The 26,652-nt window shown below is 57.3% G+C and carries 25 protein-coding genes and 1 tRNA gene; 24 read left to right on the top strand and 2 right to left on the bottom strand.

All coding sequences use genetic code 11. The annotated features are described in order from the left end of the window. Positions 1-25: 25 nt before the first annotated feature. The 4 genes from HMPREF1628_RS07915 (at position 26) to HMPREF1628_RS07900 (ending at position 4,051) form a co-directional block, all read left to right on the top strand. Complete coding sequence (locus HMPREF1628_RS07915) at positions 26-379, top strand: YraN family protein (protein ID WP_034510715.1); 354 nt, start codon at positions 26-28, stop codon at positions 377-379. Further along, on the top strand, positions 376-1,935 hold the full coding sequence (locus tag HMPREF1628_RS07910) for a YifB family Mg chelatase-like AAA ATPase (RefSeq protein ID WP_034510712.1): 1,560 nt from the start codon (positions 376-378) through the stop codon (positions 1,933-1,935). Before HMPREF1628_RS07915 ends, HMPREF1628_RS07910 begins: the two co-directional genes overlap by 4 nt. Beyond that, complete coding sequence (gene dprA, locus HMPREF1628_RS07905) at positions 1,919-3,058, top strand: DNA-processing protein DprA (RefSeq protein ID WP_232219421.1); 1,140 nt, start codon at positions 1,919-1,921, stop codon at positions 3,056-3,058. Before HMPREF1628_RS07910 ends, dprA begins: the two co-directional genes overlap by 17 nt. A gap of 78 nt (positions 3,059-3,136) precedes the next feature. Beyond that, on the top strand, positions 3,137-4,051 hold the full coding sequence (locus HMPREF1628_RS07900) for a tyrosine recombinase XerC (RefSeq protein WP_034510710.1): 915 nt from the start codon (positions 3,137-3,139) through the stop codon (positions 4,049-4,051). A 35-nt stretch (positions 4,052-4,086) separates the two neighbouring features. Here the strand turns inward: HMPREF1628_RS07900 and HMPREF1628_RS08750 are convergent, their stop codons facing one another. Continuing rightward, positions 4,087-4,734 carry a M23 family metallopeptidase gene (locus HMPREF1628_RS08750; RefSeq protein WP_198030428.1) on the bottom strand — a complete coding sequence of 216 codons (648 nt, stop codon included), beginning with the start codon at positions 4,732-4,734 and terminating at the stop codon, positions 4,087-4,089. A gap of 353 nt (positions 4,735-5,087) precedes the next feature. On the opposite strand from HMPREF1628_RS08750, the gene rpsB reads away from it, so the two are divergent. The 18 genes from rpsB to aspA all read left to right on the top strand — a co-directional run bounded on the left by rpsB (position 5,088) and on the right by aspA (position 22,984). Beyond that, the gene (gene rpsB, locus HMPREF1628_RS07890) at positions 5,088-5,951 is read left to right on the top strand and encodes a 30S ribosomal protein S2 (protein ID WP_034510703.1); all 864 of its coding nucleotides are present in this window, start codon (positions 5,088-5,090) and stop codon (positions 5,949-5,951) included. Between the two features lie 50 nt (positions 5,952-6,001). Then, positions 6,002-6,832 (top strand): translation elongation factor Ts, encoded by an 831-nt coding sequence (tsf, locus tag HMPREF1628_RS07885; protein ID WP_034510701.1) that lies wholly within the window; start codon positions 6,002-6,004, stop codon positions 6,830-6,832. A gap of 119 nt (positions 6,833-6,951) precedes the next feature. Then, positions 6,952-7,695: a UMP kinase gene (gene pyrH, locus HMPREF1628_RS07880; protein ID WP_034510699.1), complete on the top strand. Its 744-nt coding sequence runs from the start codon at positions 6,952-6,954 to the stop codon at positions 7,693-7,695. A 3-nt stretch (positions 7,696-7,698) separates the two neighbouring features. After that, positions 7,699-8,256: a ribosome recycling factor gene (gene frr, locus HMPREF1628_RS07875; protein ID WP_034510696.1), complete on the top strand. Its 558-nt coding sequence runs from the start codon at positions 7,699-7,701 to the stop codon at positions 8,254-8,256. A gap of 19 nt (positions 8,257-8,275) precedes the next feature. Next, positions 8,276-9,145 carry a phosphatidate cytidylyltransferase gene (locus HMPREF1628_RS07870; protein WP_396334842.1) on the top strand — a complete coding sequence of 290 codons (870 nt, stop codon included), beginning with the start codon at positions 8,276-8,278 and terminating at the stop codon, positions 9,143-9,145. 29 nt (positions 9,146-9,174) lie between these two features. Continuing rightward, the gene (gene rlmN / locus HMPREF1628_RS07865) at positions 9,175-10,341 is read left to right on the top strand and encodes a 23S rRNA (adenine(2503)-C(2))-methyltransferase RlmN (protein WP_052039017.1); all 1,167 of its coding nucleotides are present in this window, start codon (positions 9,175-9,177) and stop codon (positions 10,339-10,341) included. Beyond that, positions 10,341-10,895 carry a DivIVA domain-containing protein gene (locus HMPREF1628_RS07860; protein WP_034510687.1) on the top strand — a complete coding sequence of 185 codons (555 nt, stop codon included), beginning with the start codon at positions 10,341-10,343 and terminating at the stop codon, positions 10,893-10,895. Before rlmN ends, HMPREF1628_RS07860 begins: the two co-directional genes overlap by 1 nt. A gap of 2 nt (positions 10,896-10,897) precedes the next feature. Next, complete coding sequence (gene dxr, locus HMPREF1628_RS07855) at positions 10,898-12,100, top strand: 1-deoxy-D-xylulose-5-phosphate reductoisomerase (protein WP_034510685.1); 1,203 nt, start codon at positions 10,898-10,900, stop codon at positions 12,098-12,100. Further along, positions 12,097-13,332, top strand: coding sequence for a M50 family metallopeptidase (locus HMPREF1628_RS07850; RefSeq protein WP_034510682.1), 1,236 nt, complete (start codon positions 12,097-12,099; stop codon positions 13,330-13,332). Before dxr ends, HMPREF1628_RS07850 begins: the two co-directional genes overlap by 4 nt. Before the next feature lie 77 nt (positions 13,333-13,409). Next, entirely contained in the window at positions 13,410-14,537 is a 1,128-nt protein-coding gene (gene ispG / locus HMPREF1628_RS07845) for a flavodoxin-dependent (E)-4-hydroxy-3-methylbut-2-enyl-diphosphate synthase (RefSeq protein ID WP_052039015.1), read from the top strand. Positions 14,538-14,620: 83 nt separating this feature from the next. After that, entirely contained in the window at positions 14,621-16,432 is a 1,812-nt protein-coding gene (locus HMPREF1628_RS07840; RefSeq protein WP_034510678.1) for a proline--tRNA ligase, read from the top strand. Next, positions 16,429-16,917, top strand: a complete 489-nt coding sequence (gene def / locus HMPREF1628_RS07835) for a peptide deformylase (RefSeq protein WP_034510676.1) — start codon at positions 16,429-16,431, stop codon at positions 16,915-16,917. Before HMPREF1628_RS07840 ends, def begins: the two co-directional genes overlap by 4 nt. Before the next feature lie 219 nt (positions 16,918-17,136). After that, positions 17,137-17,634 carry a DUF3145 domain-containing protein gene (locus tag HMPREF1628_RS07830; protein ID WP_034510671.1) on the top strand — a complete coding sequence of 166 codons (498 nt, stop codon included), beginning with the start codon at positions 17,137-17,139 and terminating at the stop codon, positions 17,632-17,634. 12 nt (positions 17,635-17,646) lie between these two features. Continuing rightward, positions 17,647-17,976, top strand: coding sequence for a phosphopantetheine-binding protein (locus tag HMPREF1628_RS07825; RefSeq protein ID WP_034510668.1), 330 nt, complete (start codon positions 17,647-17,649; stop codon positions 17,974-17,976). A 108-nt stretch (positions 17,977-18,084) separates the two neighbouring features. Next, on the top strand, positions 18,085-18,792 hold the full coding sequence (locus HMPREF1628_RS07820; protein WP_034510665.1) for a succinate dehydrogenase cytochrome b subunit: 708 nt from the start codon (positions 18,085-18,087) through the stop codon (positions 18,790-18,792). After that, the gene (locus tag HMPREF1628_RS07815; protein WP_034510661.1) at positions 18,792-20,732 is read left to right on the top strand and encodes a fumarate reductase/succinate dehydrogenase flavoprotein subunit; all 1,941 of its coding nucleotides are present in this window, start codon (positions 18,792-18,794) and stop codon (positions 20,730-20,732) included. Before HMPREF1628_RS07820 ends, HMPREF1628_RS07815 begins: the two co-directional genes overlap by 1 nt. After that, positions 20,729-21,463 (top strand): succinate dehydrogenase/fumarate reductase iron-sulfur subunit, encoded by a 735-nt coding sequence (locus tag HMPREF1628_RS07810; protein ID WP_034510658.1) that lies wholly within the window; start codon positions 20,729-20,731, stop codon positions 21,461-21,463. The genes HMPREF1628_RS07815 and HMPREF1628_RS07810 overlap by 4 nt, the downstream gene beginning before the upstream one ends. 72 nt (positions 21,464-21,535) lie before the next feature. Further along, entirely contained in the window at positions 21,536-22,984 is a 1,449-nt protein-coding gene (gene aspA, locus HMPREF1628_RS07805; protein ID WP_034510655.1) for an aspartate ammonia-lyase, read from the top strand. Positions 22,985-23,073: 89 nt separating this feature from the next. On the opposite strand, the gene aceE is transcribed toward aspA, so the two are convergent. After that, a complete protein-coding gene (aceE, locus tag HMPREF1628_RS07800) occupies positions 23,074-25,779 on the bottom strand; it encodes a pyruvate dehydrogenase (acetyl-transferring), homodimeric type (RefSeq protein WP_052039014.1) in 2,706 nt (901 codons plus the stop codon). A gap of 261 nt (positions 25,780-26,040) precedes the next feature. Here aceE and HMPREF1628_RS07795 point away from each other — a divergent pair, with 261 nt between their 5' ends. Both HMPREF1628_RS07795 and HMPREF1628_RS07790 read left to right on the top strand, forming a co-directional pair. Next, positions 26,041-26,475, top strand: coding sequence for a DUF3052 domain-containing protein (locus HMPREF1628_RS07795; protein ID WP_232219420.1), 435 nt, complete (start codon positions 26,041-26,043; stop codon positions 26,473-26,475). 98 nt (positions 26,476-26,573) lie between these two features. Then, positions 26,574-26,647: transfer RNA gene (locus HMPREF1628_RS07790), tRNA-Val, on the top strand. Positions 26,648-26,652 lie beyond the last annotated feature (5 nt).

The raw sequence follows: 26,652 nt of genomic DNA, 5'->3' as shown, positions 1-26,652 counted from the left end.
AGCAGGATGATGCACGGGAGGTGTTATGGCTAGGACACATAGGTTGGGCCAGGTTGGTGAGGATTTGGTGGCGGAGTACCTCACCGGCTTGGGCTGGCAGATTTTGGACAGGAATTACAGGAGGCGGGGAGTTGAGCTGGACATCGTGGCGCGGGATCCGAAGCGGGGAATCGTGTTTGTGGAGGTGAAGACTCGTTCGGCTCGAGGGGCGGCAACTGCGTGGGAGTCGATTACGGAACAGAAGATGCGGTTTTTGCGCCGCGGGGCAGCTGTTTGGTTGTCGGAACATGAGCGGAGCGGCTCCGTGTGCATGGATGCGGTGGTCGTGAAGGTGAGGGGAAGTTTGGCTGATATTGAGCAACGGAAAGGAGTGTTATGAGGCCTATTTTGGTGCGCACGCACGCGGTTGCGTGGTCAGGTATTACGGCGCACATTATTGCGGTTGAGACGCACGTGGGTTCGGGTCTGGTGTCGTTCAACTTGGTAGGTATGCCGGATGCGTCGGTGCGGGAGTCGCGCGATCGTGTGCGGGCGGCCCTCCAGTCGTGCGGTGTTGATTGGTTCGAGCATCGGGTAACGGTAAATCTGTCGCCGGCAGGGATTCCGAAGGCTGGATCCGCGTTTGATTTGGCGATAGCGGTGGGCCTGTTGGCTGCGCGGGGAGTGGTTTCACCCAAGGCCGTTGATGGAGCGGTGTTTATGGCGGAGCTTGGTTTGGATGGGTCGCTGCGACCGATCCGAGGAGTGTTACCGGCGGTGGTTGGGGCGCGCCGTGAGGGGATGGCGCAGGTTGTGGTGGCGGAGGATTCGCTCGCGGAGGCGCGGCTGCTACCCGGAGTGGAGGTTCTTGGTTTCGCTCATTTGCGTGATCTTGTTGCTCATTTCGGAGGCCGTTTGCCCGAGGGATTGCCAACTCTTTCCTCGCGCGAAGCCCCAACTGTACAGTCGGACGTTTCGCATGCGCATGATGAGGTTGATTTAGCTGATGTGCGGGGCCAGGCGTTCGCGGCGGAAGGGTTGGTTTTGGCAGCGGCGGGTGGTCACCACTTGCTGTTGGTTGGAGAGCCGGGCGCGGGCAAGACGATGCTTGCTAAGCGTTTACCCACTATTTTGCCGCCCCTTGATGATGAGGATGCGATTGAGGTGACTGCAATCCATTCGATTTGTGGCACGTTCGATCCGTCGTGTGGGTTGATGAGGACTCCGCCAATCGAAACTCCGCATCATAGTGCGACGATGGCAGCGATTATTGGTGGCGGAACTGGGATTCCGCGGCCAGGAGCGATTTCGCGGGCGCACGCGGGTGTTTTGGTGCTGGATGAGGCAGCGGAGTTTTCGCCCCAGGTGTTGGACGCGATGCGCCAGCCCTTGGAATCGGGTGTTGTGAATTTGCATAGGGCACGCCATCACGTGGAGTATCCCGCCCGTTTCCAGTTGGTTTTGGCTTCTAATCCGTGTCCTTGTGGACATGCGATTAGCCGGCGTAAGTCGTGTATGTGTTCGTCGTTGCAGCGTCGCCGCTACATGAGCCGGTTGTCGGGTCCGTTGTTGGATCGGATGGATATTCAGATCCCGATGATGACGCCGTCGCCAGCTGAGTTGTCGGATCCACCGGCGTATACGTCTGCGGATGCGCGCAAGCTCGTTGCACAAGCACGTGAACGGGCACGCGAGCGGTGGCGTGGCACGCCTTGGACTATGAATGCGCATGTCCCGTCGCGGCTACTTCATGACCCGCAGTCTGGGATCGAACCGGCGGTGTATCGAGGTGTGGAGCGTGCGATTGAGGACGGCACTTTGAGTTTGCGCGGTGCAGATCGAGTGTTGCGCCTGGCTCTAACGATTGCGGATGTGCGCGGCGCGCGCCGGGTGGGACTTTCGGAGCTCGTTAGCTCGTTGAAGTTTAGAAATGGAGTTGATGATGCGAATTCCTGATTTGACTAGCGAAAAAGAGGTTGCGTGCGCGTGGAGCGCCATCGTGGAACCGGGCGACGTGGCCGCGGGGGTGTTGCGCGAGCAAATGGGTAGCGCGGACGCGCTCGAGTGGCTGCTAACCCAACCGGACGTAGAGAAGCTCTCGCCGCAGATTTTGTTTGACGAGGAGGGGCGTGAGCGCCCGTGGGTGAAGGCGCTGAAGAGGTGGTTGCCTCGCGTGGAGGATTTGGACGTGCAGCGCGATTTGGATGCGTTGGCTCGGGTGGAGGGGACGGTGCTCTGGCCGGAGCATCCTGCTTGGCCCGAGGGGCTTAATGATCTGGGGTTGGAGGCTCCGGCTGCGCTTTGGGTGCGTGGGGAGCTGAAGGCGATGCCGCGGGTGGCGATTGTGGGGGCGCGGGCGTCGAGTTCGCACGGTAACTCGGTTGCGCGTGATGTCGCGTTTGAGCTTGCTCGCAAGGGTGTGTGCGTGGTGTCGGGTGGAGCGTTCGGTATTGATGCGGCTGCTCACGTGGGTGCGTTGAAGGTGGGGCAGACGGTGGCGGTGATGGCCGGAGGAGTGTCGTACCTTTACCCGGCTTCTCACGCGGGTCTGTTTGAGCAGATCGAGCTGTCGGGTGCGATTGTGGCTGAATGCCCGCCGGATTGGCGGCCAGCGCGGTGGCGTTTTTTGAGTCGGAACCGACTGATCGCGGCGTTATCGCAGGCGAGTGTGGTGGTGGAAGCGTCGGCGAGGTCAGGGGCTTTGGTAACTATTCGGCGTGCGCGAGAGATGGGTAGGCCGGTGGGGGCTTTCCCCGGTTCGGTGTCGTCGCAGATGTCGGCGGGTTGCAATGAGGCGATCCGTGAGGGCGTGACTTTGGTGACTGGGGTTGAGGACATATTGGAGTTGATGTCAGGCATAGGCGATTTCTTGTTTGATATGCCCGAGGGGAAGAAGCCGCGCCTAGATGCTGATGTGCAGCGTGTTTTCGATGCGCTTCCAGCGAAGGGATCTGCAACGGTTCGTTGGGTAGCTCGAGCTGCTGGTTTGGGCGTGGATGAGGTGGAGCAGGGGATGACTACACTACTGTTGAAGAAGTTGGTTACGTGCGAGGGCGATGCTTTCGCGCGTTGCAGGTAGCGCACATACGAGGCGCGCCAGGCAGGACTGAAGTTGCGTTGTCCGTAGACGTAGCAGATGCATAGATTTGGGAGGAACATGGAGTTGCACGAGTCAACGCTCGATGTTCTGGCCAGATTTGAGCGCTATATGGCGCATAGTCGAGGCATGGCAGACCTTTCGGTGCACGCGTACATGAGCGATGTGTCCTCTGCTCTTGATTTTTGCCTGGGTGCGAGGCCATTTGATTCGGCTGAACTGACGCCGCGGGCGTTTCGTGCATGGGTTGCAACCAAGGTCCGCGAGGGGGGTTCGAGGGCATCTGTAGCGCGGTACGTGGCAAGTGTTCGCTTGTTTGGGCGATGGATGAAGCGTGAGGGAATCGCTCAGGTTGATCCAACTTTGAAGTTGAGGGCTGCGCGAGTGGATGAAACGCTCCCGCAGACGCTAACGGTCGATCAGGCCCGGTCTTTGTTTAACTATTTGCGCCGGCAAACAGAAGGTGGTGATCCGTGCGCTATTCGCGACTGGGCAATGGTTGAGGTCATGTATTCGTGCGGTATTCGTGTTGCGGAGCTGACCGGCTTAAACCTGTCGCATTTGAACGCTGCCGAACGCACTTTGCGAGTTCTGGGCAAGGGCGACAAGGAGCGTGTGGTGCCGTACGGCAAGCCAGCTCATGATGCGCTGCGCGTTTGGATTGAGACGGGCCGCCCTGTCCTCGTTACTGATAGTGGCGAGCAGGCGTTGTTCTTAGGCGCTCGCGGTGGGCGCATTAGTCAACGCATTGTCCGAGGACGTCTGGAGTCCGCGTGTGCCAGGGCCGGTGTCCCGGTGATTTCCCCGCATGGTTTACGCCATAGCGCGGCAACTCACATGTTGGAAGGTGGTGCTGATTTGCGTGCGGTGCAGGATTTGCTGGGGCACTCGTCGCTACAAACTACGCAGCGATACACGCATGTGGATGCGCGCCGTTTGAGCGCGATTATGAACCAGGCTCATCCTCGGGCGTGAGTGGGGGCATGATCGATCGCCAACGGTCCCAGTAGTTATTCGTCCAGGGGCTTGAGTATGGGCTCTCCCAAGATGAGGGCGAGGGGATTTAAGTACAGGTATTTGTTAACTTTGGCTCCCCAGTGCAGGCAATCCGAATCGTGACCGGATTCAAGGTGACCAACCACGTCGCCGGCTTGTACAAACGAGTTTTTCGCGACTGCGGGAGAGACCGGCTCAAACGTGGAGCGTACGCCGTTGGCATGTCTAATAGAAACTAAGTTCCGGTTGAAGAATTCTCCGGCGTAAACCACTGTGCCGTCGGCAGGAGCGTGAATTGCGGCTCCCACACCAGGGCAGATGTCCACCCCGCGATGTCCTGACGCCCAGGGACTATTCGGCGGGTCGAATAGGCGTCCAACAAGTATGGGAGGTGCTACCGGCATTTGCCAGGAGATCACCACGGAGGGGTCGTAGCCACTAGGCGCTGGGGAAAAATCGGGGCTATGCGAGGCTTCGGACAAGCCATTAGTCCGAGAATCCGCGCCACCCACGGTCTGAGACTGCGTGCCGCCCACCCGAACAGAGGAACTAACATCCTCAACGAACACATCACCCCGGGCAGGTGCGCCAACCATGCTGAGTAACGCACTGCCCGCCCCAAGGGCGGCCAGCAGAGCCATGAATCGATGCGCTAACTCCATGCAGGGTAGGCTACGAGCAACGGTTAGCGGCAGCGATTTCGAAGCAAAAAGATTGTGGATATGCCGGGTTTGTGCTCCCTGTGGAAACACGTATGGGGGCGCGTTGTGTGAGCCGTGAAACATGTGGGCGTAAAAGGAGCCTTCGAAGTTCCTAAACGCCTAGATTTTAGCTAGAATCGACGCGGCACCTGCTTGCAGGTGACTATCGCGCGTCCAAATCCGCGTAAGCGGCGTGGCCAGCTTCGGTCCCTTCGGGGTGTTGGCTCGTGGGCGCTAGGGCCTTAGGGCAATAACTGTAATTTTGAGTGGCTAACGCTGCTCGTGAATGGTGCTTTGCACCGAAAGGAAGAGACATGGCTGTTGTAACCATGCGTCAGCTTCTGGAAAGTGGTGTCCACTTTGGTCACCAGACCCGTCGCTGGAATCCGAAGATGAAGCGCTTCATCCTGACTGAGCGTAACGGCATCTACATCATTGACTTGCAGAAGACCGTCGAGGATATTGACAAGGCTTACGAGTTCGTGAAGGAAATGGTTGCTCACGGTGGCAACATCCTGTTTGTTGGCACGAAGAAGCAGGCTCAGGAAGCTATTGAAGAGCAGGCTGAGCGCGTTGGTATGCCTTACGTGAACCACCGCTGGTTGGGCGGTATGCTGACGAACTTCTCCACGGTTTCGAAGCGTCTTCAGCGCATGAAGGAGCTTGAGGAGATCGATTTCGCGGATGTTGCCGGTTCGGGCCACACCAAGAAGGAACTTCTCATGATGGAGCGTGAGAAGAATAAGTTGCAGCGTTCGCTGGGCGGTATTCGCGACATGGCTAAGCTGCCTTCGGCTATTTGGGTTGTTGACACCAACAAGGAGCACCTTGCGATTGCTGAGGCCCGCAAGCTGAACATCCCGGTTGTGGCTGTGCTTGATACCAACTGTGATCCGGATGAGGTCGATTACGGCATCCCGGGTAACGATGATGCTATTCGCGCTGTTGCGCTTTTGACCCGCGTTGTCGCTGACGCATGTGCAGCGGGCCTGATGGCTCGATCGGAGCGTCGCCAGAAGTCGGGCGCTGAGGATGCCAGTGCAGAGCCGATGGCTGAGTGGGAGCGTGAGCTTCTGGAGAGCGCCGAAGGCGAGCAGAAGGCTGAAGAGGCCGATAAGGCTGAAGAGGCCGGCAAGGCTGAGGTGGCTGCTGAAGAGCAGGCGCCGGAGGCTGAGTAATCTAAGGCTGAGCAAGCCTTTCCACTAATACTTGAAGAGGAAAGATTTTCATGGCGAACTACACTGCTGCCGATGTGAAGGCTCTGCGCGAGCAGACCGGCGCGGGCATGATGGATGTTAAGAAGGCGCTTGACGAGGCCAACGGCGACAAGGAAAAGGCGATGGAGATCATTCGTCTTGCTGGTCTAAAGTCGCTGTCTAAGCGTGAAGATCGTACGGCCGCCGCCGGCCTTATTGCTGGCGAGGTTGTTGATGGCAAGGTCGGCGTTATGGTTGAGGCGAATGCGGAGACCGACTTCGTGGTGAAGAATGAGAAGTTCATTGACTTCGCTTCGAAGGTTTTGGCCGCGGCTGTTAAGAGCGGCGCTACGTCCACGCAGGATCTGCTTGAGCAGCCTGCTGAGGATGGCACGGTTAAGGACCTGGTTGACGGTCTTGGTGCTGTTATTGGCGAGAAGATTGAGGTTGGCAAGGTTGCGCACATGGAGGGCGAGAACGTTGAGCTCTACCTCCACCACTCGTCGGCTGACCTGCCGGCGCAGGTTGGCGTGCTGGTAGCAACCGATGCGGCTGGTGCTGAGGTTGCTCGCGACATCGCGATGCATATTGCTGCGTTCTCCCCGCTCTACCTGGATCGCACGACGGTTCCGGCTGATGTTCTGGAGAAGGAGAAGGAAACCCTTACGAAGCTGACGCTTCAGGAGGGTAAGCCCGAGCACATCGTTCCGAAGATCGTCGAGGGCCGTCTGAATGCGTTCTACGCGGAGAACTGCCTTGTTGATCAGGATTACGCTCGCGATCCTTCGAAGAAGGTTGGCAACGTTCTAAAGGAGCACGGCGCTAAGGTTACGGATTTCGTTCGTTTCCACGTGGGTGCCTAGTAAGTTCCCGATTGTAGCCCCGACCCTTGCTTGCAAGGGCGGGGCTACGGTCATATATCCGTTAAACTATGTGTTGAGTTAGTGCACCGCGATTTGTATTTGTGGAGGGGTTGCAGCTGATGGTTGAGCAGTCTGGCGCCGGGCGGCGCGTTCTTTTGAAGTTGTCTGGCGAGGTTTTCGGCGGCGGAGAGATTGGCCTTGACCCGTCGGTGGTGAACATGATTGCAGCACAGATTGCGCAGGCGATTCGCGAAGGCGTCCAGGTTGCTGTGGTTGTGGGTGGCGGCAATTTCTTCCGCGGTGCGGAGCTGTCTCGGCATGGTCTGGATAGGGCACGGGCTGACTACATGGGCATGCTCGGCACGGTGATGAACGCGCTTGCGCTTCAGGATTTCTTGGAGCAGCAGGGCGTATCTACACGCGTGCAGTCCGCGATTTCGATGAGGCAGGTTGCTGAGCCTTACATTCCGCTCCGCGCGATCCGTCATTTGGAAAAGGGGCGTGTCGTGGTGTTTGGTGCGGGCGCGGGGTTGCCGTATTTCTCAACGGACACGGTGTCGGCGCAGAGGGCGCTGGAGACGCGCTGTTCGGAGCTGTTAGTGGCAAAGAACGGTGTGGATGGAATTTATACTGCTGATCCTCGAGTGGAACCTGATGCGCAGCGTCTCGATTATGTGACGTATTCGGAGGCACTCGCGCGTGGGTTGAAGGTAGTTGATGCGGCGGCGTTCTCACTGTGTCAGGAAAACAGTCTTAACATGCGCGTGTTTGGCATGAATGAGCCGGGCAATGTTACCGACGCGCTGCTTGGGAAGAAGATCGGTACGTTGGTAACTAATGAAGATTGTGAGAAGGAGAACTAAGAAATGATCGAAGATGCTCTACTTGAGGCCGAAGATGGCATGGAGCGTGCTGTCTCAGCTACAAAGAAGGATTTCGGAAATATTCGTACGGGCCGCGCTAATCCGGAGATGTTTAACTCCATTCTCGTGGAGTACTACGGTGCGATGACGCCGTTGCAACAGCTTGCTTCGGTGCAGATTCCGGAGGCTCGTATGGTGCTGGTAAGCCCGTATGACCGCGGTTCGGTGCAGGCCATTATTCAGGCGATTCGTGATGCGGATTTGGGTATCAATCCAACGGACGATGGCAATCTGATTCGTTGCACGTTGCCGGCGCTCACTGAGGAACGTCGTCGCGATTACGTGAAGCAGGCTCGTACCCGTGCGGAGGAGGGACGCATTTCGATCCGTAATGAGCGTCGCCGCGCGAAGGAAGAGCTTGAGCGGATTAAGAAGGACGGCGAAGCCGGCGAGGACGAAGTTGAGCGCGGCGAGAAGCAGCTTGAGGATCTGACGAAGAAGTTCGTGGCCCTTGTTGATAGTGAGCTGGAGGCCAAGGAAAAGGATCTGATGACCGTTTAATACGGTAAGTAGGATGTCTGTGGATTTACGACGTATTACCCATCCGGGGCCAACTGAAAACCATAAGCCGTTACCATCGTCGGGGCGGGCAGGGCGTAACCTTCCCGCCGCGATTGGTGTGGGGGTTGGTTTAGCGGCGCTGTTCCTCGCAGTCTTGTTTATTTCGAACGAGGCGTTTGTGGTGCTGGTGTCAGCTGCTGTGGTGCTGGCCCTGTGGGAGCTCGCAGGAGCTTTTGCACGGAAGAATCGTGAGATCGTGCTACCGCTAGCCTGGGTTGGTGGCGTTGGCATGGTTGTGTGCGCCCATTTTTTGGGCTTGGAGGCCGTGCTGGGCGCGCTGACGGTAACGGTGTTTGCCGTGGCGGTGTGGAAGCTGTTGGATGGGCGTAGTCCGCAGGCGGTGCTAGACATCATGGTGACGACGTTCGCGCTGATTTACGTGGCGTTGTTGGCGTCGTTTGTGGTGTTGATTTTGGATTCTCCGGGTGCACAGGCCGGTGTGATTACTTGGGTTTTGTTGTGTGTCGCTAACGATACGGGCGGTTGGGCGTTTGGAATCATGTGGGGTAAACACCCTATGGCTCCGAAGATCTCGCCGAAAAAGTCTTGGGAGGGCTTCGCCGGTTCGCTTGTGTTCTCAATTGCTGCTGGTATTGGTGGAATGGTTTGGCTCGGCGGGGCCTGGTGGCTCGGTATCCCGCTGGCGTTACTAACTACGGTTGCAGGAACGTTTGGTGATTTGATCGAGTCGCTGATCAAGCGTGATGTTGGCTTGAAAGACATGTCTAACATGCTGCCGGGTCACGGTGGTTTGATGGATCGGCTCGATTCACTGTTGATGACGGCCCCAGTGGTCTATTTCTTCTTGAAGGTGGCTTTGCAGTGGTAGAAGCAAGCAAGCGCTCGGGCCGCCAGGTGATGCCGACGGATCAGGCTCCGGAGGGTGCGAAAACTCCCGATGCGAAGCCGGTCTTGTCGTTTGCTCCGCGCAGGCGTGGAAAGCCGCCCGCACATTTGGCAGATTTGGATTTCGAGGAGCGCGGCCACGTACTCGTGGAGCTGGGATTACCTAAGTTCCGGGCGGATCAGTTGTCGCGCCACTACTTCCAGCGCCACATAGCGGATCCTGCGTTAATGAGTGACCTGCCAAAGAACATGGCGGAGCAGGTTGAGAAGTCGCTCATGCCGAGGTTGATCAAGAAGGTTCACACTCTTGCAACGGATGACGGGATGACGCTGAAGCATCTGTGGGAGCTTTACGATGGGGCGCGGGTAGAGTCGGTGCTCATGCGCTATCCGGGCCGCACAACGCTGTGTATTTCGAGCCAGGCTGGTTGCGGTATGGCGTGCCCATTTTGCGCAACCGGTCAGATGGGGCTGACACGTAACCTTTCCACCGCGGAGATCATTGAGCAGGTGCGCATGGCGCATGTGGCGTGTGAGAGTGGAGAACTTGAGGGCGGTCCAACCCACCTGTCGAACGTGGTGTTTATGGGGATGGGAGAGCCGCTCGCGAACTACCGTTCCATTGTGGAGGCACTGAGGCGGATGACTGATGAACCGCCGCGCGGGTTTGGTATGTCGGCACGAGGAATAACGGTGTCCACGGTTGGCTTGGTGCCCGGAATCGATAGGCTTGCACAGCTGGGGCTTCCCGTAACGCTCGCAGTTTCGTTGCACGCGCCTGATGACGAGCTGCGCGATGAGCTGATTCCGATTAACTCGCGTTGGAAGGTTGGCGAGTTGCTGGATGCGGCGCGACGTTATTTCGGGAAGACGGGAAGGCGCGTGTCGATCGAGTACGCGTTAATTAAAGACATGAATGATCACGCGTGGCGTGCGAAGCTCCTGGCCGACGAGTTGAATAGGCGCGGACACGGCTGGGCGCATGTGAATCCGATCCCGCTAAATCCAACGCCGGGTTCGATTTGGACTGCCTCCACCCCGCGCGTGATGAAGGAATTCGTTGAAACACTGCGTGATAACGGGATCGCAACTACCATTCGTGATACACGTGGATCAGATATTGACGGGGCTTGTGGCCAGTTGGCTACCTCGGTGAAGAATAAAGAGGGGCGTCAGTAATGAGTAACTTTTTCCCAACAGTTGGATTTTTCCGCAAGGGTTATAACAAGGACGAGGTAGATGCGTTCTTCAAGCAGGCACGCGCGGTTTATGAGGGGGATCGTGCAAGTTTGGGAATAACGTCCGAACAGGTCCGCCGTACGGTGTTCGCTTTTAAGAGGCGCGGTTACGATCCGGCCGTGGTTGATGCGGCGCTGGATCGTTTGGAGTCGGCTTTTATCTCTAGCGAGCGCGCGAATCACGTGGCGGTTAATGGCGAGGACGTCTGGTTGGATCACGTGGCCGACCGTGCAACGACGCTGTACCCGCGTTTGGTTCGCCCTCTGGGTAGCCGTTTTGCGCATCCGGAGGCAAAGGAGCGCGGATACCGGGTTGAAGAGGTGGACGCGTTCCTGGACCGAATTGCTCGTTTCTTTGATGATGAAGAAAAGCTCACCGCTGATGAGATCCGCCAGCTAACGTTTCCGAGTGCGAAGGGCGGCGACGCTTACCTCGAGGGGCCTGTGGACGCGTACCTGTCACGCGCAATCGACATTCTCTTGTCGATCGAGTAGTCATGTCTCGTCCACTTTCACTTCTTGGTTCTACCGGTTCTATCGGAACGCAGGCACTTGATGTTGTGCGCGCTAACCCTTCGATTGTCCAGGTCGTGGCTCTGGCTGCGGGCGGGTCTAATATTGACCTGTTGCTCAAGCAGGCGCAGGAGTTTCAGCCTCGGGTAGTCGCGGTGGCTTCAGGGGATGAGCCCGCTATTGCTAACGCGATGAGGCAGCGAGGCATTGAGGCGGAGCTGTGGGTTGGCGCGGATGCGATAGTGAGCGCTGCGGGCATGCTGGATGAGGACGGCATCGTACTGAACGGCGTGACTGGTGGAGTAGGGTTGCAGCCTACCCTTGCAGCGCTTGGCTCGGGTGCCCGTTTGGCGCTTGCAAACAAAGAGTCGCTGGTGGTGGGCGCAGCCCTGGTGCGGGCAGCTATGCAAAGGCCTGGTCAGATCCTCCCGGTCGATTCGGAGCACTCTGCGATTTTCCAGTGTTTGGTTCCGGGCCGCCACGAAAAGGGGCTGACGTCTGAGGTTGTCACGGGTAGGTCGGAGGTAGATCAACTGGTGCTCACGGCGTCGGGAGGTCCGTTCCGCGGTAAGAAGCGCGCCGATTTGCAAAATGTTAGCCCGGCCCAGGCTCTTAATCACCCAACTTGGGATATGGGCCCGGTGGTGACCATAAATTCGTCCACGCTGATGAATAAGGGCCTGGAACTGATTGAAGCGCATGTCTTGTTTGATATAGATCCGGGCGACATTGAGGCCGTGGTTCACCCGCAGTCAATTGTGCATTCGATGGTGACGTTTAAGGATGGAGCTACGATTGCGCAGGCTTCGCCTCCCGATATGCGTTTGCCGATTGCCCTGTCCCTCTCGTGGCCGCAGCGTTTGGATCATGTGCAGCAGCCGGTGAGGTGGAATGAGAGCGCAAGCTGGACGTTCGAACCCGTGGATAACGATACTTTCCCAGCGCTCAACTTGGCTCGGGCTGCAGTTCGCGCCTCGCCGACTCATCCGAGCGTCATGAACGCTTCCAACGAGGTGTGTGTGGACGCTTTCATTCACGGTAATCTGCCCTATCTGGACATCGTGGACACGGTTGCGAAGGTAACCGAGGCGCACGAGGGCATTGCCGAGCCCGATCTTGACGATATTTTGAACGCTGAGGCGTGGGCGCGCGAAAAAACGAAGGAACTTATTGGAGGCCGCGTTTGAGTTACGCGATCGGCATTTTGCTCGCGATTGTGGCGCTGATGATCTCGGTTGCCCTGCACGAGCTTGGCCACATGATTCCGGCTAAAAAATTCGGTGTCTACGTGCCGCAGTACATGGTGGGATTTGGTCCAACTTTGTATTCGAAGCAGGTCGGGGACACCGAATATGGCGTGAAAGCGATTCTGCTTGGCGGCTACGTGCGTTTGGCGGGAATGTATGCTCCGCCGCGTGAGGGAGTGAAGCTGACCAACCGCAAGGGGCAGATGACTCTTGCGCAGGAGGCTCGGTTGTCCTCGGCAGAGGAGCTGCCTGAGGGACGCGAATCTGACGCGTTCTACAACCTGTCGGTGCCAAAGAAGCTCATAGTAATGCTGGGTGGGCCGGTAACCAACCTGTTACTCGCAGTGGTTCTTTTTGCGGTAATCGTGCTTGGCTTTGGTTTTAATGTGGCCACAACTACGCTGGACCAGGTTCCCCAGTGTATTGGCACTACTTCACAAACTTGCACTGAGGAGAATCCGAAGTCTCCGGCGTATGAGGCAGGTTTGCGAGCCGGCGATAAGATCGTATCTTGGGGGCCGGTGCAGGCAAGTGCGTGGGCTGACGTTGTGAGTGCTATTGAGCATCAGGACGGCGCGGCAAAGGTAGTTGTGGAACGCGATGGTGCGTTGCAAGAGTTTGATGTGACACCGGTTCAGGTGGGTGAGCGCAAGGTTGCTGGCATCATTTCCAAGGTGGAACGTGAGCGCGGCACCGCCCGCGACGTCGGTGATATTACGTGGCAGACCTTCAAAGGAACGGCCTCTATCGTGGCTGTTTTGCCCCGCGCCGTGTGGGACGTTGGAGTGCAGCTGTTTACGGATGCTCCTCGAGATCCGAATTCTGTGCTGTCAGTGGTGGGCGTTGGCCGGATTGCAGGTGAGGTTTCTGCAGAGCAGGGCGTGGGGATCGCAGACCGGGCAATGCTTTTGCTGAGCCTGTGGGCGTCCTTGAACATGGCGCTGTTCGTGTTTAACTTGATCCCGCTACCGCCGCTTGATGGGGGACACGTGGCAGGCGCTCTCTGGGAGGGCCTGCGCCGGACTTTCAACCGCCTCATGGGAAGACCGGATCCCGGGCCCGCGGATACGGCCCGCATGGTGCCAGTGTCTTATGTGATTTTTGTTTTGCTGATGGCCATGACGGTGCTACTCGTTGTAGCCGATATTATTAAGCCGATTAGCCTAGTCTAGGAACTGTTAATAGTTTGCCAGGAATCACCTGGCGCTGATTTTTGGGAGATGTCATCGTGACCGAGATTGCCCTGGGAATGCCAAAGGTGAACGGAGCCCCGTTCCCGCGTAAGAAGACGCGTCTGATACACGTGGGGGATGTTCCAGTGGGCGGTGGTTCACCGATTTCGGTGCAGTCGATGACCACTACGAAGACCACTGATATTGGTGCAACTTTGCAGCAGATTGCAGAGCTTACCGCCGCCGGTTGTGACATCGTGCGCGTCGCGGTGCCATCGGCTGATGATGCGGAGGCGTTGCCCATTATCGCAAAGCAGTCCACTATCCCCGTTATCGCAGATATCCACTTCCAGCCGCGTTACGTTTTCAAAGCGATTGAGGCGGGCTGTGCGGCGGTACGCGTAAATCCGGGCAACATCCGTAAGTTTGATGACCAGGTTAAAGACATCACGAAGGCCGCGGCGGACGCGGGCGTGTCTTTGCGCATTGGCGTAAATGCTGGATCGCTCGATCCACGCTTGTTGAAGAAATATGGAAAAGCAACGCCGGAGGCCCTAGCGGAGTCGGCGATGTGGGAGGCGTCTTTGTTTGAGGAGCACGACTTCCATGACTTCAAGATTTCAGTTAAGCACCACGATCCGGTGACGATGATCAGGGCTTACGAGATCCTGTCTGAAAGTGGTGACTGGCCGCTACACCTTGGTGTGACAGAGGCGGGTCCCGAGTTCCAGGGAACGATCAAGTCCGCAACGGCGTTCGGCGCGCTCTTGCGCCAGGGGATTGGCGACACGATTCGCGTTTCGCTGTCCGCTCCTCCGGTTGAGGAGGTCAAGGTGGGTATCGAAATTCTGCAGTCGCTTGGCCTGCGCGAACGTACCCTCGAAATCGTTTCTTGTCCGTCTTGTGGTCGCGCGCAGGTGGACGTTTACACGCTCGCAAATGAAGTTAACGAGGGGTTGAAGGACCTCACGGTTCCTTTGCGCGTGGCGGTAATGGGCTGTGTTGTGAACGGTCCCGGTGAGGCCCGCGAAGCTGATCTTGGCGTGGCGTCTGGCAACGGCAAGGGCCAGATTTTCATCAAGGGTCAGGTGGTTGACACCGTTCCTGAGGCCGAGATTGTGCCTGCCCTTTTGAAGTATGCGAATGAGATTGCGCAAACGATGGGCTTTGAAGAGGGTTCCGGTAGCGTTGACGTGATCAGCTGATTTTAAGGCTTCTAATATCTTGTTAATTCGATGAGAGATGGCATCGTTTCCTCTCATCATGCTTTGCAGTTAGGCTGGTAATCGTGCTTACTAACATGTCTGAATTTTTTCTGCGGACGCTTCGTGAAGATCCCGCAGATGCGGAAGTTGCAAGCCACAAGCTGATGGTGCGCGCCGGCTACATTCGTCGTGTGGCTCCGGGCATCTACACGTGGTTGCCTCTTGGTTTGAAGGTTTTGCGTAACATCGAGCAGGTTGTGCGTGAAGAGATGGCTGCAATTGGGGCCCAGGAAGTCCACTTCCCGGCGCTACTGCCGCGCGAGCCGTATGAGAAAACCAACCGGTGGGAAGAATACGGACCAAACCTCTTCCGGTTGAAGGACCGCAAGGATGGGGATTACCTGCTTGCGCCAACGCATGAAGAGATGTTTACGCTTGCGGTTAAGGACATGTACTCCTCGTATAAGGATCTGCCGCTTTCGCTGTATCAGATTCAAACGAAGTATCGCGATGAGGCGCGTCCACGTGCGGGCGTGATTCGCGGCCGCGAGTTCGTGATGAAGGACTCTTACAGCTTCGATATTGATGATGAGGGGCTCGCTAAGTCTTATGAGTTGCACCGGAAGGCGTATCAGCGTGTATTTGAGCGCCTCGGTTTGCCGTTTGTGATTGTGGCCGCGCAGTCGGGTGCCATGGGCGGTTCGCGTTCAGAGGAGTTCCTCTATCCGAATCCTATGGGTGAGGACACGTTTGTGCGTTCTCCTGGCGGTTACGCAGCGAATGCGGAGGCGGTTGTAACCCCGGTTCCAGATCCCGTGGATTACTCGAATACGCCGGCTAAGGAATTGCGTCATACGCCGGACGCGAAGACCATATCCGCACTTGTCGATCTTTCAAATGAGCTTTACCCGCGTGAGGATCGCCCGTGGGAAGCGGGGGACATGCTGAAGTCGTATGTCGTGACGCTGACGCATCCCGATGGCACGCGCGAGGTTGTAAACATTGGTATCCCGGGTGACCGGGAGGTGGATGAGAAGCGTCTTGAGGCTGCTTTTGCGCCCGCCGAGGTAGAACAGGCAACGCCCGAGGATCTTGCGAAACATCCGGAGTTGGTTGCCGGTTATTTGGGACCCGAGGTAGTGGGGCCAAACTCGCCGAACCGAACGACTGACGAGGACGGCAACCCGACGGGCTCGGTGCGCTTCTTCGTTGACCCGCGGGTTGTGGAGGGCACGGCTTGGATCGCTGGTGGTAATAAGCCTGATTACCACGTGTACAACCTGGTGATGGGCCGCGACTTCACGGCCGATGGCACGGTTGAGGTTGCTGAGGTGAAGGAGGGGGATCCGGCCCCGGATGGTTCGGGTCCTCTTGAGCTTGCACGCGGTATCGAGGTAGCGCACATCTTCCAGCTCGGTCGCAAGTACGCAAAGGCGTTGGACCTTTCGGTGCTGGACCAAAATGGCAAGTCGCAGGTGGTTACCATGGGCTCGTACGGCCTGGGTATCTCCCGCGTGGTTGCAGCCATGGCGGAGAGCCACCACGATGATCTTGGCTTGTCTTGGCCAATGGTTGTGGCGCCGTTCCACCTGCAGGTTCTTGCGGCGGGTAAGGGCGAACAGATTGCTGAGACTGCTGCCGATATCTCGACTGCGGTATCGGATGCTGGTTTCGACGTGCTTTACGATGATCGTCCGAAGGTATCGGCGGGCGTGAAGTTTGCTGATGCTGAACTGCTGGGCATGCCGTATGTCCTTGTTGTCGGGCGCGGCCTGAAGAACGGTGTGGTTGAGTTCCGCGACCGTCGCGGCGGTGTCTCAAAGGAGATTCCGGTTGAAGAAGCAAAGCAGATTATTATTGCCGAGCTTGATGCGAATAGGGGGTCAGCCAAGTGACATACCGTGAGATTAGGGTTATTGGCGACCCGGTTTTGCGCACGCCATGTGAGTGGATCACTGACATTGACGATTCGGTGAAGAGCCTCGTTGAGGACTTGCTAGAGAACGTCGATGAGGAGGGTCGCGCAGGTCTTGCTGCCCCTCAAATCGGTGTTGGGTTGCGGGCCTTTTCTTGGAATATCGATGGTGAAATCGGTTACGTGCTCAATCCGAAACTGGTTGAGGTTTCAAAGGACGAGTATCAGGACGGCGATGAGGGGTGCCTCTCGGTTCCCGGCTTGTGGTTCCCAACAAAACGCGCGTGGTATGCCCGTGTTGAGGGGATTGACCTCGATGGTAAGAAGATTACGGTCGAGGGTGAAGAACTAATGGGGCGTTGCCTGCAACACGAAACGGACCACCTGGAGGGAATGCTGTACCTAGATCGCTTGGATCGTGCAACGCGCAAGAAGGCATTGCGCAAGGTTCGTGAAATCATGTAATGATGCGCTAGTTGGTAGAAAGCCCCGTTTTGGCGGGGCTTTCGCCATTATTTGGCGAAGTTTTATGCTTTTTGGCGTGCTGACGTTGTGCCGCCTGGGACCGGCAGACTAGCGTGAGAGAGATTTTTAGGACACAATGGGGAAAGCACCGCTGGATCGGTTAGCCTTTGACGCTTGAGGACGTAGGGGAAGACGAACCTCAAGGAAAAGGGAGGCATCATGTCCGGAAGTTACACCCGCGGTGTTCTTTTCGTACACTCATGTCCGCCAGCACTGTGCCCACACGTTGAGTGGAACGTTGCGTCGGTGCTGGATCAGGACGTGCGTTTGGAATGGACCCAGCAGGGCGCTGTGCCCGGCCTTATGCGCGCCGAGTTTTCTTGGGTTGGACCCGTGGGAACGGGTGCGCAGTTAGCTTCTGCACTTAGAGGTTGGGACGATCTGCGCTACGAGATCACTGAGGAAGCCGTGCGGGGTTCGGACGGTGCAAGGTGGTGTCACACGCCTGATCTTGGTATTTTCCATGCTCCAATGGATGCTTCGGGGAACATGATGATCCCTGAGGATCGTATTCGCTCGGCGATGGAGGCAACGGATCCAGCAGAGTTGCGCGAGCGCCTTAATCTTGCACTGGGCGCGGCGTGGGATGAGGAGTTGGAGCCGTTTAGATACGCGGGCGATGGCGTGTCCGTGCGCTGGCTTCACCGAGTTGGTTAGTGAGGATTATCCGTGGGAATCTCGATTGCCGAAATGCTCGGCTATGACCTGTCGGATGAGCAACCCGAAGAATCAAGTAGCGAGTCTGTAAGTGAGAACTCAGACGCGGATGAGGTCGAGGCGGCAGTGGTTTCCGCCCTCCTTGATGAATCGATGGTTGAGGCGCAGGATTTTCGCTCCGATATGAGCCTTGTTGATGATTTTGATCTTGATGAGATCGGCCTTTACGCGGTGATTGCGGCTGTAGAGCAAGACCTCAAGATCAGCTTGAAAGACGGCGACGTGGCGCAGTTGCAGACGCTAGAAGATCTCGTTGCCCTCGCCCGTGAAACCAGGAGTTGAATCGCCGAAGAAGCTTTGTGCTCTATGTCAAGCGCACCCCTCGATCCACTAAAAACGTGAACTAAGTTACATAGACTGGACTGTAAGTTCAACCGTTAGGGGTGAGCAATGACGGTCCACGGAAGGGTTTGGCAGCCGCGCGAGAAGGCGCAAGTTTTCCCCACTTGGGCGGCGAAGCTTGCGATGTCGATTACCGGGCTTGTGATGCTCGCGTTTGTATTCGTACACATGCTCGGCAATTTGAAAATTTTTGCATCGCACGAAGACTACAACGCATATTCGAAGTGGCTACGCGAGGCGTTTACTCCGCTCTTGCCATACGAGGGATTGCTGTGGATTGCTCGCATTGTGCTCGGCGCCTGCCTGCTCATCCACGTGTTATGTGCGGTGCTTGTGTGGAAGAGGTCCAGGGCAAACACTGCGAGCGCGCGGCCCAAGGGTTTGAGCGGCTATTTCGCCAAGATGATGCTCCCTACGGGGATCGTGCTCCTGGCTTTCGTGTTTGTGCACATTTTGGATCTGACTGTGGGCGCGCTGGTGCAGCCGGCTTCATTCCAGCACCCAGACGAGCAGTTTTATGCGGCAACCAACATGATCGCCTCGTTGGATCGGCCGGTTATGACCGTCTTTTACCTGATCGTGCTGCTTGCTCTTGCCGTTCATTTGGCGCACGGTTTTGAGCTTGCGATTAATGACCTCGGCGTAACTTCGAGTTCTTGGCGCAAGTGGATGCGGCTATTGGGGATTTTGCTTGCCATATTGATTTTGGTGGGAGACGCGGCCGTGGTTTTGAGTGCGAATCTAGGAGCGGTGTGATGACTATTTTGAAAGGAAACGTTCTGGACGGGAACGTTCCACAGGCAGATGAGCCGGCGTCGCGCTGGGATGAACACAAACAGCGCATGCGCCTGGTTTCCCCATCAAATCGGCGAAAGTTTCGCGTGCTCGTGGTTGGAACCGGGCTTGCAGGGGCGGGAGCGGCGTCTACACTCGCGGAGCTTGGATACAACGTTACGGCAGTTACCTATCACGATTCGCCAAGGAGGGCGCACTCGGTTGCCGCTCAAGGTGGAATCAATGCGGCGCGGGGTAAGCGCGTGGATGGTGAAGGCTTGCTCCGGTTCGTGACGGACACGATAAAAGGCGGTGACTTTCGAGCACGCGAGGCCGAGGCCTGGAGGCTTGCGCAGGAGTCCAACCGGGTGATCGATCACCTCTCTGCACACGGGGTGCCGTTTGCGCGAGAGTACGACGGGGCGTTGTCGAACCGCTCATTCGGCGGCGTGCAGGTGTCGCGCACGTTTTATTCGCGGGGGCAGACGGGACAGCAGTTGCAGATCGCGGCTCACCAGTCGTTATTGCGGCAGGTGGCGGCTGGGCGCGTCGAGCTTTGGATTCGTCATGAGATGTTGGATTTGATTGTCGAGGATGGCCGGGCAGTGGGCGCGGTGGTGCGCAATCTCATTACCGGTGAACTCACCTGCCTGATGGCTGATGCGGTTGTGCTTGCTACAGGTGGCTACGGCAACGTGTACAAGTATTCGACGCTGGCTAAGAACTCAAATGCGACTGCCGCGTGGAGGGCACACCGGCGTGGCGCTGCGATAGCAAATACGTCTTTTATTCAGTTTCACCCAACTGCGTTGCCAGTGGAGAATGAGTGGCAGTCAAAAACCACCCTAATGAGTGAGTCTTTGCGTAACGACGGCCGTATTTGGGTGCCGAGCCGGGCTGGTGATGATCGGCCTGCTAATGAGATTCCCCCGGCCGAGCGCGATTATTACTTGGAGCGGAAGTATCCGGCTTTCGGTAATCTCACTCCGCGTGACGTGGCGTCGCGGGCGGCGCGTGAGCAGATTATTTCTGGTCACGGGGTAGGCCCGAAGAAGAACGCGGTCAACCTGGACTTTTCCGACGCGATCGCGCGGCTGGGCAAAGGCGTGTTGAACGAGCGTTACGGCAACCTGTTCGACATGTACTTTGATGTGACGGGGGAGGACCCGCGGGAAACTCCGATGCGTATCGCTCCGGGCGCGCACTTCACCATGGGTGGGCTGTGGGTGGACTACAACCTGATGTCTACGATTCCGGGCCTGTTCGTTGCCGGTGAGGCCTCTTATGCCTACCACGGGGCAAACCGGCTGGGCGCAAACTCGTTGCTCTCAGCGTGCGTGGATGGCTTCTTCGTTATTCCAAACGTGGTGCCCAACTACTTGGCTACGCTACTTGGCACGAAGCGTCCAGATGCTGGCAGTGCGGCCGCCCTCTTTACACTTTCAGAGGTGAAGAGTCGAATACTAAAGTTGAGGGCCGCAACGGGAACCACCCCTGCAATAGATATCCACGCGGAGCTGGGCAACATCATGTACGAGCACTGCGGGGTTTCGCGCACAAAGGAGGGGCTCGAGAAGGGCATAGAGAAGGTAGATTACCTGCGGCGAAACTACTTGAACAACCTTCGGGTTACTGGCTCACAACTCAAACTGAATCAGGATCTAGAACAGGCTCTGCGCGTGCAAGACTACCTGGAGCTTGCCCAAACCATGTGCGTTGACGCTTGGCATCGTGAGGAATCATGCGGCGCGCATTTCCGCGAAGAATACAGTTTCGAGGGCGAGGCCGTCAGAAATGACGAGCAGTGGATGCACACCACGGCTTGGAGGACGAAAGATTGGGATGCAGATCCGGTATTCATTGAAGACCGCGAGCCCCTGCATTTTGAAGCGGTTCAGCCGACAACGAGGAGCTACAAATGATTAAGCTAAAAGTTTGGCGCCAAGACCGTCCGGGCACTCGCGGCCAGTTTAAAACGTACGAGGTCGAAGCTGACCCCAACATGTCATGGTTGGAGCTACTTGATCACTTGAATGCTCAACGTCTGCGCGAGGGCAAAGACCCGATCGCGTTTAACTCTGATTGTCGCGAAGGCATTTGCGGCTCTTGCGGGTTACTAGTAAATGGGCGCCCGCACGGAGACGCAAAGAATTTGCCCGCATGCCACCAGCGGGTAGGCGAGCGAAAGGAGGGTGAGGTTGTCACTCTCGAACCACTGCGCGCCAAGCAGTTCCCGGTGATCAAAGACCTAGTGGTGGATCGCTCGGCTTTGGATGAAATTTTGATGGCTGGAGCGTACTCGCATACGGATGCGGGGACGGCTCCCGATGCGGACGAGGCATTTAACACGCACGAGGTTGCCGAACAGGCGTTGGATATGGCTGCTTGCATCGGGTGTGGGGCGTGCGTTGTAGCGTGCCCAAACGGGGCGGCAAACTTGTTTACCGGGGCGAAACTTGCGCATCTGGCTGCACTGGAAGTGCCGGGGCGAGCCAGGCGAAAGCGTGCCAAAAATATGACGACGGTTATGGAGGCAAACTTCGGCCCCTGCTCTCTGTATGGCGAATGTGAGGCCGTGTGCCCCGCAGGGATACCGTTACGCGCTGTGGCTGCCGTGATGCGTGAGCGTGCCTTTGCGCCAGCTCCGAAATAGGCAGTCACAAAGCGCGGCCTCGAATATGAATCATATATATGCTTGTGGTGGTCGAAGTGAAAGGGGCCTTGGATGCAAACGCGCACAGAAGTGGATCTGCTTGGTGAACGGGAAGTTCCAGCCGAAGTGTACTGGGGTATCCACACCCTTCGCGCCATAGAGAACTTTCAGATTTCGGGTACGCGCCTAGAAAGCTATCCGCATTTCATTATCGCGATGGTGCAGGTGAAGAAGGCGGTGGCCCGGGCGAATAGGCGTCTTAAGGTGCTTCCGGAGGACAAGGCGCGCGCGATTGAGGCGGCTTGCGACAAAATCTTGGGAAGTGAAGATTTTTACGATCAGTGGCCGCTCGACCTGTTCCAAGGCGGCGCGGGTACGTCAGTAAACATGAATACCAATGAGGTGATCGCTAACGTAGCCCTCGAGATGCTGGGCTTCGAAAAGGGGCGTTACGACATTATTCACCCCAATGACGATGTGAATAAGTCGCAGTCCACCAATGACTCGTACCCAACGGGCTTCCACCTGGCGGTGTACCGCGAGCTCGTAGACTTGCGTCTGTCGGCCTCGCGCCTCATGGATGCGCTGGATGAGAAGGCCCACGAGTTTGCTGACGTGCTGAAGATGGGGCGTACCCAGCTTCAAGATGCTGTGCCGATGACTCTCGGACAGGAGTTTGAGGCGTTCACCGTCTCGCTACGTGAAGAGTTGCGTGTGATTGATCAGGCGGCAGACCTACTGCTGTCAATCAATCTTGGCGCCACTGCGATTGGCACGGGGCTGAACACGCCGGAGGGATACCCGCAGGTAGCGGTAGAAGAACTGTCCAAGGTGACGGGGCTACCTTTCCGCAGGGCCGCAAACCTGATCGATGCAACATCCGATACGGGCGCTTTCGTGTCGGTGCACGGGGCGCTGAAGCGGTTTGCTGTGAAGCTTTCGAAGATTTGTAACGATCTGAGGCTTTTGTCATCTGGGCCTACGGCGGGTTTGCAGGAGATTAACCTGCCGCCCATGCAGGCTGGATCGTCGATCATGCCCGCCAAGGTGAACCCGGTGATTCCAGAGGTTGTGAACCAGGTTTGTTTCAAAGTGGTGGGCAACGATATGACCGTCACGATGGCCGCCGAGGCTGCGCAGTTGCAGCTCAATGTGATGGAGCCGGTTATCGCTCAGGTGCTGTTTGAGTCAATGCGTTTGCTGGAGAACGCTACGGTGACCCTCGCTGAGCGTTGCATAACGGGCATCACGGCAAACCGGGAGCATTTGCACGAACAGGTGATGGGCTCAATCGGCATTGTTACTTACTTCAATGAGCTGATTGGACACCAAAACGGCGACATGATCGGTAAGGAAGCTGCGCGCACGGGTCGGCGGGTTTCCGACCTAATAGTTGAGCGGGGTTTGTTGCCGCGCGAGGAGGTTGAGGCAATCTTGACTGCGCAAAACCTCGTGTCGCCCGAGTATGAAGGAAAGATTTGGGAGGCCGGCGAGCGCGGTCTGCCTAATGGGGCGCCCTAAACTAGATGTAGTTAAATGATCGCTGAGAATACAAAATAGTGTCCCGGCGGCTAGGCCGTCGGGACACTATTTTGGGAATCTCAACCGGGTTAGGCGTCGCCGCCCTCACCGCCGGAGTGGCCCGCATTCGGGTTGAACAGGTCGTACTTGTCAATCGCCTGCTGCAGTACGGAGCGGTCCATCTTACCTTCCTCAACAAGGCCCTGGAGGGCGCGGATCACAACCGACTCAGCGTCGATCTTCAGGTAGCGACGTGCCGCTGCGCGAGTGTCGGAGAATCCGAAACCGTCCGCGCCAAGCGGGTAGTACTTGCCGGGCACCCAGCGAGCGATCTGGTCATGCACCAGGTGCTCGAAGTCAGAGGTCGCAACGGTTGGGCCTTCAGCCTGCTCCAAAACGGAGGTGACGTAAGGCTTGCGAGCCTCCTCGTTCGGATGTTCGAAGTTGTACTTGTCTACCGCAATCGCTTCGCGGCGCAGCTCGGTCCAAGAGGTTACCGAGTAGACAGTCGCGTCAACGCCCCAGTCTTCGCGCAAAATCTTTCGCGCCTCGCGAACCCACGGCAGGCCCACGCCAGAGGCCAGCAGCTTAACCTTCGGGCCGTTGCCCTCGAAGTCGTCAAGCATGTACATGCCCTTGATCAGGCCGTCGACATCAAGGTTTTCCGGCTCTGCGGGCTGGTGGATCGGCTCGTTGTATACCGTGAGGTAGTACATGACATCGCGGTCACGGCCAGACTCGTTCGGGCCGTACATGCGCTCGATTCCGTCCCTCACGATGTGGCGAATCTCGTAAGCGTAGCCCGGATCGTAGGTGACCACAGCGGGGTTCGTGGAGGCAATGACTGGCGAGTGGCCGTCCATGTGCTGCAAGCCTTCACCGGCAAGCGTGGTCTTACCCGCGGTAGCACCAATGATGAATCCGCGTGACAGCTGGTCTCCCGCAGCCCAGAACTGGTCTGCCGTCCGTTGGAAACCGAACATCGAGTAGAAGATGTAAACGGGAACCATCGGGAAGTTGTGGGTGGCGTAAGAGGTACCCACAACCTGTAGCGCGGCCGCAGAACCGGCCTCGTTAATCCCCGTGTGAAGAACCTGGCCTTCCTTTGCTTCCTTGTAGGAGAGCATCATCGAGGCATCTACGGCCGTGTAGTTCTGCCCGTGCGTGTTGAAGATCTTTGCGGACGGGAAGATCGCGTCCAGGCCGAAGGTACGGGCCTCGTCGGGAATGATCGGCACAATGTACTTGCCGAACTCCTTGTCCCTAATCAGGTCTTTCAAAAGACGCACGAACGCCATGGTGGTGGCAACCTGTTGGGCGCCCGATCCCTTGGCAAGGGCGTTGAAAGGCTTGTCTGCCGGCATTGGCAGGGCCTTGTCATCCCGGTGGCGTGAGGGGAGGTAACCACCAAGCTTAGCGCGACGCTCAAGCATGTACTGCAATGCCGGATCGTCATCGGCCGGCTTGTAGTACGGAGGCAGGTACGGGTTCTTCTCGAGCTCCTCATCCGAAATTGGAATACGTAGGAGGTCGCGAAGGCCCTTGAGATCATCAACCGTGAGCTTCTTCATCTGGTGGGTTGCGTTGCGGCCAGCGAAGTGCGGGCCAAGAGCATATCCCTTAATGGTGTGCGCCAGGATGACGGTGGGCTGGCCGGTGTGCTCAACTGCCGCCTTGTATGCGGCGTACACCTTGCGGTAGTCGTGGCCGCCGCGGCGCAGATCCCAGATCTCGTCGTCGGTCCAGTCCTTAACCATTTCCTTGGTGCGCGGGTCGCGGCCAAAGAAGTGCTCGCGCACGTACGCGCCGTCGTTTGCCTTGAACGTCTGGTAGTCGCCGTCAAGGGTTTCGTTCATGATGTTTACGAGGGCGTGGTCCTGGTCGGCTTCTAGCAGACGGTCCCAGCCTCGTCCCCACACAACCTTGATTACATTCCAGCCGGCGCCGCGGAAGAACGATTCGAGTTCCTGAATGATCTTGCCGTTACCGCGGACTGGGCCGTCGAGGCGCTGCAGGTTGCAGTTAATAACGAACGTGAGGTTGTCCAGGCCCTGCTGCGCTGCAAGCTGAAGCATGCCGCGTGACTCGGGCTCGTCCATCTCACCGTCACCAAGGAACGCCCACGTGTGCTGCTGCGAAGTGTCTTTGAGGCCGCGCAGTTCTAGGTACTTGTCAAACCAAGCCTGGTAGATCGCCTCGGCGGGGCCAAGACCCATGGACACCGTGGGGTATTCCCAGAAGTCTGGTAGCTGACGCGGGTGCGGGTAGGAGGGGATGCCGTGCTCGGTGGAGACCTGCTGGCGGAATCCGTCCATCTGCTCTTCGGTGAGCCGGCCTTCGAGGAAGGCGCGCGCATAAACGCCGGGGGAGGAGTGTCCTTGGAAGAACACGTGGTCACCGCCGCCTGGGTGATTCTTCCCGCGGAAGAAGTGGTTGAAGCCCACCTCGTACAGGGTCGCTACCGACGCGTAAGAAGAGAGGTGTCCGCCAACGCCAACGCCGGGCCTCTGGGCGCGCATGACCTGAACGGCAGCGTTCCAGCGCATCCAGCGGCGGTACTGACGCTCGGTCGCCTCATCGCCGGGGAAGTATGGTTCTTGATCAACGGGAATGGTGTTGATGTAGGGAGTGGTGAGTTCTAGAGGAATCTGAACGTCTTTGCGACGAGCTTCTGCAAGCATGTGAAGCAGGATGTAGCGGGTGCGTGGCCCGCCTTTTGCTTCATAGAGGCTTCTTAGAGATTCCAGCCATTCCTCGGTTTCGTGCGGATCATTGTCCGGCACTTGACTCAGCATGCCATTGACTACTGGGCGGTGATCTGCTTCAGCCACGAATCCTCTTTCTCTCGAAACGTATCCACTAGTGGATCGTATAGTTTTCTTTGGTTCTAATCATCCCCGGTTTTGGTAGTTTTTGCACTTGGTACCGGCTTGATTTTTGTCCACGTGTGCCTGAAAACACAGGAAGTGTAAAACAGGATGAGGACGTGGAGCCTGCTTGGCTCATATGTGGACTATTTGGCGCGCGCGTGCGTGAAACTTAGGTAGACTGAGCGCGTGATATCAAAATCTGATTCCCGAAAGGTGGATCCGACGGCTCTTTCGAGTCTCGGTTATAAAAGCGGCCAGATTGTTCAAGAGTTTTATTGGGACGAAGATACCGATGATTCTTTGCGCGCCGCAGTTGAAGATGCAACGGGCAACGAGCTCGTAGACGTTGATTATTCAGACGTTGTAGATGGCGTGATTGTTTGGTGGCGTCTGGAGGACTCGGAGGAGGACGACCTGGCAGATGTCCTGCTGGACGCCTCGGCAAACATGGACAATGGTGGGGTTGTCTGGGTGCTTACTCCAAAGTCGGGTACGCCAAATCATGTTCCGCCCGAGGTAGTGGCCGACGCTGCACAGGTTGCGGGCATGAGCGCCACGTCCGCGGCCATGGTCTGTGAGGACTGGTCGGGAATGCGTTTAATCGCTCAGGCTCGCCAGTAGACTGAGACTATTGCCACTGTTTTATGAAATAGTGTTTGTAAGATGAAATTTGCTCCCGGAGTTGGATATGATCTTTGACGTTCCACTCCGTTGGAGTTGGGCCTATAGCTCAGTTGGCTAGAGCGCCACGTTTACACCGTGGATGTCGGGGGTTCGAGTCCCTCTGGGCCCACAAAT

The sequence above is a fragment of the Actinomyces sp. S4-C9 genome (assembly GCF_000758775.1).
In the GTDB taxonomy this organism is placed as follows: Bacteria; Actinomycetota; Actinomycetes; order Actinomycetales; family Actinomycetaceae; genus Gleimia; species Gleimia europaea.
The sequence above is the reverse complement of the archived record's forward strand: the minus strand, read 5'-3'. Positions and strand labels throughout refer to the sequence as shown.